The sequence below is a fragment of the Flavobacterium sp. ACN2 genome, from assembly GCF_002303885.1.
Classification (GTDB): domain Bacteria; phylum Bacteroidota; class Bacteroidia; order Flavobacteriales; family Flavobacteriaceae; genus Flavobacterium.
Genome location: NZ_MRCM01000006.1, coordinates 262546 through 272521, shown reverse-complemented (window position 1 = coordinate 272521; position 9976 = coordinate 262546). Strand labels below are relative to the sequence as shown.

Below are 9976 nucleotides of genomic sequence, written 5' to 3'. Positions count from 1 at the left end.
GTTTATTTTTTAATTAAACCTAATTCTACTAAACGTTCGTATAAGAACTCTCCAGCAGTAATATCTTCATATTTCTTCGGGTTTTCTGCATCAATACAATTTTCAAGGCAATCCAAACGCATATCGCTTACTGGATGCATGAAAAATGGAATTGAATAACGTGAAGTTCCCCACAATTCTCTTGGCGGATTTACAACTTGATGAATTGTAGATTTTAATTTGTTGTTAGTATGTCTAGACAACATGTCACCAACATTGATCACCAATTCGTCATCTTGCGCAATGGCATCGATCCAATCGCCATTATGGTTCTGAACTTGCAATCCTTTACCTTGAGCTCCCATTAATAAAGTAATCAAGTTGATATCACCATGAGCTGCTGCACGAATTGCGTTTTCTGGCTCAGAAGTAATAGGTGGGTAATGGATTGGTCTTAAGATTGAGTTTCCTTCTTTTGCATAATTGTCAAAATAAAACTCATCTAAACCTAAATGTAAAGCCAAAGCTCTTAAAACATAAACCCCTGTTTTTTCTAGTTTCTGGTACGCTTCTTTACCCACTACATTAAAACGCGGTAATTCGGTAACTTCAACATTGTCTGGGTATTCTGAAGCCCATCTTGAATCTGCGTCAACGTATTGACCAAAATGCCAAAATTCTTTTAAATCTCCTTCTTTGCGTCCTTTAGCATGTTCTTTTCCAAAAGAAACATAACCTCTTTGTCCGCCGATTCCAGGAATTTCATATTTATGCTTAGTCTCTATTGGCAAGGCGAAAAAATTTCTAATTTCACCATAAAGTTCGTTTACCAACTGATCATCAAGGAAATGACCTTTTAAGGCAACGAAGCCAATGTTTTCAAATGCACTGCCGATTTCATTTACAAATTTTTGTTTACGTTTCGGGTCGTCCGAAAGGAAATCACGTAAGTCTACACTAGGAATGTTTTGCATACTTTACATTTTTTATTTTAAAAGATAAAAGGTGTCATAAGCACCTTTCGCTAACAAAGGTAGATAATATTTTAGAAAATAATCTTAAGCTCAGGCATTAAAAGCAGATTTCTTATTAAAATTTTATATCATAATCCAATAAAATTGGCGCAAATTGTTATATTTGAAACACTAAAAAACAAAAATTTTCATGATTTTTTACCGACAAAACCTTACTAACACCGAGTTATTAGATTTATATAAAAAGATATTAAAGCCAAGATTGATCGAGGAGAAGATGCTGATCCTGATACGACAAGGAAAAGTCTCTAAATGGTTTTCTGGAATAGGACAAGAAGCCATTGCAGTTGGAGTAACTGCTGTTTTAGACCAGTCAGAGTACATTCTTCCAATGCACCGAAATCTTGGTGTTTTTACAACAAGAGAAATCCCGCTTCATCGTTTATTCTCGCAATGGCAAGGAAAAGCAAATGGTTTTACCAAAGGACGAGACAGAAGTTTTCACTTTGGAACTCAAGAGTATAATATTATTGGAATGATTTCGCATTTGGGTCCGCAGTTAGGAATTGCTGACGGAATCGCGCTTGCGAACAGACTTCAAGACAATAAAAAAATCACTGCAGTTTTTACCGGAGAAGGCGCTACAAGCGAAGGAGATTTTCACGAAGCTTTAAATATTGCAGCCGTTTGGAAATTGCCTGTAATGTTTATCATTGAAAATAATGGCTACGGACTTTCAACGCCAACCAACGAACAATATGCTTGCGAAAACCTTGCTGATAAAGGAATTGGCTACGGAATTGAAAGCTGGATTATTGACGGAAATAATATAGTTGAAGTTTATAATAAATTGTCTCAGCTAAAAAAGGAAATGCAAGAAAATCCTCGTCCTATTTTGTTGGAATTTAAAACGTTCAGAATGCGCGGGCACGAAGAGGCGAGTGGCACAAAATACGTTCCTCACGATTTAATGGATCAATGGGAACTGAGAGATCCTGTTACCAATTACAGAAAATATCTAACGGAAAACGGAATTTTAACGGCAGAACAAGACGAACAATTTCACGCCGAAATAAAAAAAGAAATTGATGAAAATTGGACGATGGCAAATGCAGAACCTGAAATCGAACCAACTTACAGTGGAGAATTAGATGATGTCTATAAACCATTTCAATATGAAGAATATACACATAATTCTGATTCAACAAATATTCGTTTTATAGATGCCATACGAAACAGTTTGGAGCAATCTATGTGGCGTCATAAAAACTTAGTTCTTATGGGGCAAGATATCGCCGAATACGGTGGAGCCTTTAAAATTACAGATGGTTTTGTTGATGCTTTTGGAAAAGATAGAGTGCGAAATACGCCAATTTGCGAAAGTGCCATTGTTTCGACAGGAATGGGATTATCAATCAACGGATATAAAGCAATTGTAGAAATGCAGTTTGCAGATTTTGTTTCAACCGGGTTTAATCCAATTGTAAATTTATTGGCCAAATCTCATTATCGTTGGGGTGAAAATGCCGATGTTGTGGTTCGCATGCCTTGCGGCGGAGGAACTCAGGCAGGACCATTTCACTCGCAGACCAATGAAGCTTGGTTTACTAAAACTCCAGGTTTAAAAGTAGTTTATCCTGCATTTCCTTATGATGCAAAAGGACTTCTAAATACCTCTATTAATGATCCGAATCCAGTTTTATTCTTCGAACATAAATTATTATACAGAAGTATTTATCAAGATGTTCCAACAGACTATTACACTATTCCTTTAGGTAAAGCGGCGTTGGTTAAAGAAGGTAATTCTGTTACCATTATTTCGTTTGGAGCACCCGTTCACTGGGCTTTAGACACTTTAGCAAAGCATCCAGAAATTGATGCTGATTTAATTGATTTAAGAACTTTACAGCCTTTAGACACCGAAACCATTTTCGCTTCTGTAAAAAAGACAGGAAAAGCTATAATCTACCAAGAAGACACTATGTTTGGTGGAATCGCAAGTGATATTTCGGCTTTAATTATGGAAAATTGCTTCGAATATCTTGACGCTCCTGTAAAACGTGTAGCGAGTTTAGATTCTCCAATTCCGTTTACAAAAGCACTTGAAGATCAGTTTTTACCAAAAAATCGTTTTGAGGAAGTTCTCCTTGAGTTACTAAGATACTAAGTTTCTGAGATGCTGAGTTGCTAGGACTCTAAGAAAAAAACTTAGAAGCTTAGCAACTTAGAAGCTTTAAACAAGAACTACCAAGCGTTTCCCATCAGAAAGTTCTGCATTCCACATTTTCTCAATATCCGATAAATGAACGGTTTCAATATTTACTTTTAGTATATTTTTTGAAGCCAAAAGAAACATTTCAGGAAGTATTTCAGAAAACAACAATTTGACTTCTTCTTTTGTCCAGCTTCCTAATCCTGAACCGGATAACTGAAGATCAACGCTTCGTAAAATCTGTGCAGATAATTGAATAGTATCTCCAGACATTGAACCTACAGAAACATATCTCGTTTTATGCGTAAAGTTTCCTTTTCCTTTTAAAACGGAAAGAATAAGTTCTGCCGAATGTCCCCATAAATAATCAATTACAATATCTATTGGAGTATTTTTATGTATTTCTTTTAACTGAGAAACAAAAGATTCGTCTTCTTGTTTTAGGGAAACAATTTCATCTGCACCAATCTCTAAAAGATTTTCAAGGCCTTTTTCGTTTCTTCCCGTAACAATAATGTTCTTAGCCCCGTAATGTTTTGCAATTTGAACTGCCATTTGTCCTGTAAAACCAGTTGCTCCATTTATTAAAACGGTTTCACCAGGCTTTATTCCAGCTTTAAAACGAAGCGCCATTGCCGAACCTGCAACCGCATTTGGCATTGCTGCGGCCGTTGCATCGTCAATTTCGTCTGGTAAAACCACCATTCGGTTTTGCTCTACTAAAGCTTTTTCGGCGATTGTTCCTGAGATTCCGCGGGCATAAACTCTTGTTCCGTTTTCTAGAACTCCAATTCCGTCACTTCCGACTATAAATCCGTTTTGATTTTCTTTTTCCGAAGAATAATGATCTCCGCTTGCAATGCCTTTATCCAGATTTGTAATGGCTACGGCTTTTATCGAAACCAAAACTTCATTTTCATTTGATGCAATTGGTTCCGGAAACTCTGCATATTTTGGCAATTCGCCTTTTGTATAAACTACTGCTGCTTTCATAATTATTAAATTTTATGAAGCAAAATTAGAAAGCCGTTTATGGGCAGACGATAACATTTGTTATCAAATTTTATTAAACCATATAAGTTATATAAGTCAATTTAAATTTGGCTTAAAAGGTCATTATTCTTTACTTACTAATTTACTTTTTAGTCTGCTTAAATGTACAGTAGTTATTCCCAAATAAGAAGCGATATAATGTTGCGGAACACGTAATATGATTTGAGGTCTTTCTTTAATTAAATTAGTATAACGATCTATAGGGGAATCTTTTATAAATGAAACAAAATACTTCATATAATCAAAAGTGCGCTCAAAAAGCATATTAATGAGTCTATCTCTCAATTCTGGGATTTCTTTGATTTCTTCGAGAATTTTATCCAGATCATTTTTATGAATCCACCACAAAACGGAAGGCTCAATCGTTTCTATATTTGTCGGACTTGGAAGTTTCTTCATAAAACTTTCGATAGAAGCGACGCTCTGATTTTCAAAAAAGAATTGCGTAGTGAGATCTTTTCCGTTATTGTTAAACCAAACCCGAATACAGCCTTTTTCGATGATATAAAGTTTTTTGGAAACTTCGCCTTCTTCTAAAAGTGTCGTTTTCGCAGGAACTTCAAGACGATTAAAATAACCAATGTATTCGTTCCATTTTTCATCGGTTAAAGGGAATTTGTTTCGGAATTGGTTGAACATTTTTTGATTCTAATTTGATTCCACTTCAAACAATTGCACCTGATTTTTCAATCGGTCAATCAATAAATTCATCATTCGTTTATTTAAATCAGAAGAGTTTTGAATGTAAATATTGTATTCCTCTACAGTAAAAAGCGCCATTACGATTCCTTTTAGCGAATTCCTGAATTTAATGTCTTTCTGAATAGAGTTCTCGATGGTTTGAAGTTTCTTTTCAACCGAGTAAGAATAAAAATCTGGTTTGTTTTTGTTTACATAATTGATAAAAACCGCGATGAATAAGTCATTTTGGAGTTTTAAAATAGGCCTGATGGTCTGGTTTTGAAAGATCTCATCTGCTGAAGATTGAGCACTTACCGTTCCTAAAGTTTCGCCTCTGAATTCTTTTAAAAAAGTGTCTCTATCTTCCATGTTTTTTTCTTTTTAGTTTTATTTAAAGTTAAAGAAATAATCCCATAGTAAAAACCTATTTTTGTTTTTATAAAAATAAATTATGCGATTATTTCTGTTTCTCTGCTTATTACTAGCTTCTTGCAATTCTAAAGAAGATAAAGAAAAATACAATCATCAATTATATCGTGCTGTAAACAATAAAGACACAGCGGTTTTGGATATCCATATAAATGACAAACGTTTTTACGGACGCTATGAAATTAGTCATTACGGAACCGGAAAAGATTCTGGCGATGTACGAGGAGATTTAAGAGGCGATACGCTTCGAGGTGATTATCATTACATTTCGTTTGGCGGTGCTTGGAAAAGAGTCCCATTGGCTCTTTTAAAGAAAGATGAAAAGCTTTATCTAGGAAAAGGAGTAATCGGAACTTATTTTAATCTTCCGTGTTACGTTCCAGAAGTTCCAATTGAGTATCATAATCCTGAATTTCTGTTTGAAAGGATAGAGGAGAAGTAGTTTTTTTGTTTCAGGTTTCAGGTTTCAGGTTTCAGGTTTCAAGTTTCAAGTTTCAAGTTGAAGTGGCTTGTGTGTTTTACCGCAAGGTTCGCAAAGTTTTTTTTGTATTGGAGTTTAATAAAAACGCAAAGTTCGCAAAGCTTTATCAAAAAAACTTTGCGAACTTTGCGTATTCTTTGCGCTCTTTGCGGTTAAATATGCGCAATCTAAATTAACTTGAAACCTGAAACCTGAAACAAAATCTAACTCAACGTAGAAGGCAATTCAAAAATTTCAAGATCAAAATATCGTACCGAAGCCATAACATGATCGAAAATATCAGCCATAATGTATTCGTAATTAGCCCAACGTTTATCACTAGAAAAAACATAAATTTCTAAAGGAACTCCATGTGCGGTGGACTGTAATTGTCGGCACATGATATGCATATTTTTGTTCAATCCTGGATGATCATTTAAATATTGCATGATGTATTTTCTAAACAAACCTAAATTGGTCATATTTCGGCCATTTAGCGAAAGCGTTTTATCAATTCCTCTAAGATCATTGTATTTGTCAATTTCCGCTTGACGGCTATCTATATAAGAGGTTATCAATTGTACTTTTTTTAGTTGATGCAAATCTTCATCATTCAAAAAACGAATTGTGCTGCTTTTTATCAAAACATGTCTCTTGATACGTCTTCCATCAGATTTCTGCATTCCGCGCCAGTTCTGGAACGAATCTGAACTTAATGCATACGTCGGAATTGTGGTAATCGTATTGTCGAAATTTCGAACTTTTACCGTTGTTAGATTGATTTCAATTACATCTCCATCGGCACCAAACTTATCCATTGTAATCCAGTCGCCAATACGAACCATATCGTTTATCGCAACTTGAACACTCGAAACAAATCCTAGAATTGTATCTCTAAAAATTAAGATGATAATAGCTGAAAGTGTTCCTAAAATGGTTAATAATTCGCCTTTTTTAATTCCGAATAAAGTCGAAATGATCATGGCAACACCAAAAATCCAGAGCACAATCATAATAACCTGAACAAAACTGTCAATTGGCTTGTCGCTATATTCAGGCTTTTGTTTTAAGTAATCTCGTAACGAATTAAAAACCGTTCGAACAATCCACAATCCAAGTAATACAATATATATACCGACAATTTTTCCGAAAATCGATTCCCAATATTCATATTTATCTAAAATAACGGGAACGGCTTTGTATATAAAGAAAAACGGAATTAAATAAGCGGTATATCTTGTTGTTTTGTTTTGAATTAAATAATCGTCAAACTTGGTTTTGGTACGTTGCGCAAAAACAGCGGTCAAAGTAACCAAAAGAAATTTGGCTGCGTAATAAATTACATAAGCCAGTGCTATTAAAATAGCGATATTAAAGATCAGACTGGTATAAGACGCAACATTACGGCTCATTCCCCAATCTCTAAAAACAGGATATAAAAAATTAAATATTTTTTCCAAAAGCTTATGCATTTGCTTTAGTTTCTAAATATTTTTTCTCGATATAAAAAGTTCCAAACGGAATAAGAGAAGCAACTAGAATGATTGCAAATGTTTTTAAATCCCAATTCATTGATTTTTTCAATAAAAAGGCTAAAAGAATGTATCCGATAAATAGAACACCGTGTGTCATTCCTAACGGACGTAATAATGTATGGTAAAGTTCAGGATTATTGTTTTTGATAATTAACATATTAGCAAACAATACTAAATAAGAGATTCCCTCTAAAATGGCAGTAATTTTGAAAATCTTGAGCATGTATATATTTTTTAAGTTTTATGCCCGCAAAATTAAGGATTCTGGATTGATTTTAGAATTTAAAAATTCAAAATTACATAAGTTCAACAGGCCGAAAATTGGAATTTGGAATTTAAGAATTTGAAAATTATCTTTACTGTATGAGTAAAAGAGATTTAAAAAAATATTTAGGCGAATTAACAAAAGAGCAACTCGAAGAACAATTGATCGAATTGTACGAGAAATTTGCTCCTGTAAAGGTGTATTATGACTTTGTTTTCAACCCAAAAGAAGATAAATTGCTTCAGGATGCTAAAGTCAAAATCTCGCACGAATATTTCCCTATTAAAAAACCTGGGGCAAAATGGCGCCCAAAAGCCAAAATGCGAAGATCGGTTGCTCAAAAATTAATTAAGCATTTTATGATGCTAGGAGTAGATTCTTATATTGTGGCAGATATTATGCTTTATAATATCGAAATTGCGCAAACGTTTTCTTCGCAAAATTTCATCAAGCAGGAATTATTTTACAAAAGCATCCTTAATTCTTTTGAGCAAGCAGTAAATTTTATTGTCTCAAACGGAATTTTTAACGATTTTAAATTGCGAATTAATGCAATTCAGAACGAAACTTCCGAGCAAAAATGGAAAAATAAGTACGAATTTGAGGCAATTTTGGAGAAAATCGACTATTAAAAGCCTTTCTCATAAAAAATCTTTATTTAAAAAAAACATTTATTTTAAGTTAAAAGAAGATGAATAACTGTTTTTTCGATGTATTTTTGCAAAAATCCAAAAATAAACAATGTCTCAAAACACTTTAGAAATACAAAGAGAAGAGAAGAAAGAACTGTATGCATACCAAAAAGGCGATATTGACGCCATTTTTGACCGTTTAGACAATGCTCCTCCAAAACACCACTTACTGTATCAGCTTCCAACAGGAGGAGGAAAAACAGTAATATTTTCTGAAATCGTTCGCCGCTATTTATCTCATAATGATAAAAAAGTGGTGGTTTTAACGCACCGAATCGAACTTTGTAAACAAACTTCAAAAATGTTAACTGGTTTTGGTGTAACAAACAAAATAATCAATAGTAAAGTAAAAGAATTGCCAGATCAGAATGATTTTTCTTGTTTCGTGGCGATGGTTGAAACTTTAAAAAACCGTATTAACGATGAAAAACTTCATCTAGACAATATCGGTTTGGTTATTATTGATGAGGCACACTACAACTCATTTAGAAAACTATTAAACTCATTTAAAAATGCTTTTATTCTTGGAGTAACAGCAACACCTTTGAGTTCGAACATAAAATTACCAATGCACCAAAGTTACAACGAGCTTATTGTGGGTGATACTATTGGTTCTTTGATTGAAAAAGGTTTCTTGGCAAAAGCTACAACTTACAGCTATGATGTTGGTTTGACTTCGCTAAAAGTGGGTATCAATGGAGATTATACTGTAAAATCTTCAGATGATTTATATACCAATACTTTGATGCAGGAAAAACTGCTTCATGCCTATACGGAACGTTCTTTAGGAAAGAAAACATTAATTTTCAATAACGGTATTCATACTTCATTATATGTATATGAAACGTTTAGAGAAGCGGGTTACGATATTCGTCACTTAGATAACACAAGTAGTTCTGAAGAGCGTAAAGACATTCTGCAATGGTTTAAAAAGACTCCAGATGCCATTTTGACTTCTGTCGGAATTTTGACAACTGGTTTTGACGAACCAACTGTAGAAACTATTATTTTGAATAGAGCAACAAAATCATTAACGCTATATTTCCAAATGATTGGTCGTGGTTCTCGTAAATTGCCTGGAAAAGACGAATTTACAGTTATCGATTTAGGAAACAATGCCGCTCGTTTTGGTTTATGGAGCGATCCTGTAAACTGGCAGCATATTTTTAAATCGCCAGAGTTTTATTTGGAGAATCTTCGTGATGATCATGAAATCGAAATGTTCTTTAAATACAGCATGCCACCAGAATTGCGTGCCAAATTTAGCAAAACGGCCGACGTTAGTTTTGATGTTGATGAAGAACACAAATTAATCATCAAACAGAATCTTCGTTCAAAAGTAGTTTTAGACAAATCTTTAGATCAGCATGCCGGAATGTGTGTAGACAATACAGAAACGCTTCAGGAAGCAAAAATGCTAGCTAAAGAATTAGAAGATGATATTGAAGACCGTATCAAGCGTTATTCGAAATGTTTGAGCCAATGTAGTAAAAACTACCGCGAATGGCTGGTTGACGATTACAAACAAAGATTGACTTTATTGATCGGGAAAAAATATCGTGAAAAAATCATGAACGAACCAGATTGATAATTTAAAAGTTTAATTGTTTCAGATTTCATGTTTCAAGTTATTGGAATCTAAAACATTATTTATAATACAAAAGGAGAAATCGCATTTCAGTGTAAATGTAATTTC

The 9976-nt window shown here is 34.0% G+C and carries 10 protein-coding genes; 4 read left to right on the top strand and 6 right to left on the bottom strand.

Translation table 11 applies throughout. The features are described 5' to 3' along the window. Positions 1-2: 2 nt before the first annotated feature. Positions 3-953: an isopenicillin N synthase family oxygenase gene (locus tag BSF41_RS09865; RefSeq protein WP_095929325.1), complete on the bottom strand. Its 951-nt coding sequence runs from the start codon at positions 951-953 to the stop codon at positions 3-5. A gap of 190 nt (positions 954-1143) precedes the next feature. On the opposite strand from BSF41_RS09865, the gene BSF41_RS09860 reads away from it, so the two are divergent. After that, the gene (locus BSF41_RS09860) at positions 1144-3120 is read left to right on the top strand and encodes a thiamine pyrophosphate-dependent enzyme (protein WP_095929324.1); all 1977 of its coding nucleotides are present in this window, start codon (positions 1144-1146) and stop codon (positions 3118-3120) included. Between the two features lie 66 nt (positions 3121-3186). Here BSF41_RS09860 and BSF41_RS09855 read toward each other — a convergent pair whose 3' ends face one another. The 3 genes from BSF41_RS09855 to BSF41_RS09845 all read right to left on the bottom strand — a co-directional run bounded on the left by BSF41_RS09855 (position 3187) and on the right by BSF41_RS09845 (position 5268). Beyond that, positions 3187-4158 (bottom strand): zinc-binding alcohol dehydrogenase family protein, encoded by a 972-nt coding sequence (locus BSF41_RS09855; protein ID WP_095929323.1) that lies wholly within the window; start codon positions 4156-4158, stop codon positions 3187-3189. Positions 4159-4281: 123 nt separating this feature from the next. Then, entirely contained in the window at positions 4282-4857 is a 576-nt protein-coding gene (locus BSF41_RS09850) for a Crp/Fnr family transcriptional regulator (RefSeq protein WP_095929322.1), read from the bottom strand. 9 nt (positions 4858-4866) lie between these two features. Further along, entirely contained in the window at positions 4867-5268 is a 402-nt protein-coding gene (locus BSF41_RS09845) for a glyoxalase (RefSeq protein WP_095929321.1), read from the bottom strand. An 82-nt stretch (positions 5269-5350) separates the two neighbouring features. Between BSF41_RS09845 and BSF41_RS09840 the strand changes: the two genes are divergently transcribed. Continuing rightward, a complete protein-coding gene (locus BSF41_RS09840) occupies positions 5351-5770 on the top strand; it encodes a hypothetical protein (RefSeq protein ID WP_095929320.1) in 420 nt (139 codons plus the stop codon). A gap of 242 nt (positions 5771-6012) precedes the next feature. Here BSF41_RS09840 and BSF41_RS09835 read toward each other — a convergent pair whose 3' ends face one another. Together BSF41_RS09835 and BSF41_RS09830 are read right to left on the bottom strand one after the other, a co-directional pair. Continuing rightward, complete coding sequence (locus tag BSF41_RS09835; protein WP_095929319.1) at positions 6013-7260, bottom strand: mechanosensitive ion channel family protein; 1248 nt, start codon at positions 7258-7260, stop codon at positions 6013-6015. Continuing rightward, on the bottom strand, positions 7253-7546 hold the full coding sequence (locus BSF41_RS09830; protein WP_095929318.1) for a DUF3817 domain-containing protein: 294 nt from the start codon (positions 7544-7546) through the stop codon (positions 7253-7255). Before BSF41_RS09830 ends, BSF41_RS09835 begins: the two co-directional genes overlap by 8 nt. 140 nt (positions 7547-7686) lie before the next feature. On the opposite strand from BSF41_RS09830, the gene BSF41_RS09825 reads away from it, so the two are divergent. Then, on the top strand, positions 7687-8220 hold the full coding sequence (locus BSF41_RS09825) for a DUF6155 family protein (RefSeq protein ID WP_095929317.1): 534 nt from the start codon (positions 7687-7689) through the stop codon (positions 8218-8220). A gap of 109 nt (positions 8221-8329) precedes the next feature. Next, on the top strand, positions 8330-9868 hold the full coding sequence (locus BSF41_RS09820; protein ID WP_095929316.1) for a DEAD/DEAH box helicase: 1539 nt from the start codon (positions 8330-8332) through the stop codon (positions 9866-9868). The last annotated feature ends 108 nt before the right edge of the window (positions 9869-9976 follow it).

What these genes read in the sequence shown, in the direction of transcription:
- BSF41_RS09865 (WP_095929325.1), bottom strand. Translation starts at nt 953, where the DNA reads ATGCAAAACATTCCTAGTGTAGACTTACGTGATTTCCTTTCGGACGAC.
- BSF41_RS09860 (WP_095929324.1), top strand. Translation starts at nt 1,144, where the DNA reads ATGATTTTTTACCGACAAAACCTTACTAACACCGAGTTATTAGATTTA.
- BSF41_RS09855 (WP_095929323.1), bottom strand. Translation starts at nt 4,158, where the DNA reads ATGAAAGCAGCAGTAGTTTATACAAAAGGCGAATTGCCAAAATATGCA.
- BSF41_RS09850 (WP_095929322.1), bottom strand. Translation starts at nt 4,857, where the DNA reads ATGTTCAACCAATTCCGAAACAAATTCCCTTTAACCGATGAAAAATGG.
- BSF41_RS09845 (WP_095929321.1), bottom strand. Translation starts at nt 5,268, where the DNA reads ATGGAAGATAGAGACACTTTTTTAAAAGAATTCAGAGGCGAAACTTTA.
- BSF41_RS09840 (WP_095929320.1), top strand. Translation starts at nt 5,351, where the DNA reads ATGCGATTATTTCTGTTTCTCTGCTTATTACTAGCTTCTTGCAATTCT.
- BSF41_RS09835 (WP_095929319.1), bottom strand. Translation starts at nt 7,260, where the DNA reads ATGCATAAGCTTTTGGAAAAAATATTTAATTTTTTATATCCTGTTTTT.
- BSF41_RS09830 (WP_095929318.1), bottom strand. Translation starts at nt 7,546, where the DNA reads ATGCTCAAGATTTTCAAAATTACTGCCATTTTAGAGGGAATCTCTTAT.
- BSF41_RS09825 (WP_095929317.1), top strand. Translation starts at nt 7,687, where the DNA reads ATGAGTAAAAGAGATTTAAAAAAATATTTAGGCGAATTAACAAAAGAG.
- BSF41_RS09820 (WP_095929316.1), top strand. Translation starts at nt 8,330, where the DNA reads ATGTCTCAAAACACTTTAGAAATACAAAGAGAAGAGAAGAAAGAACTG.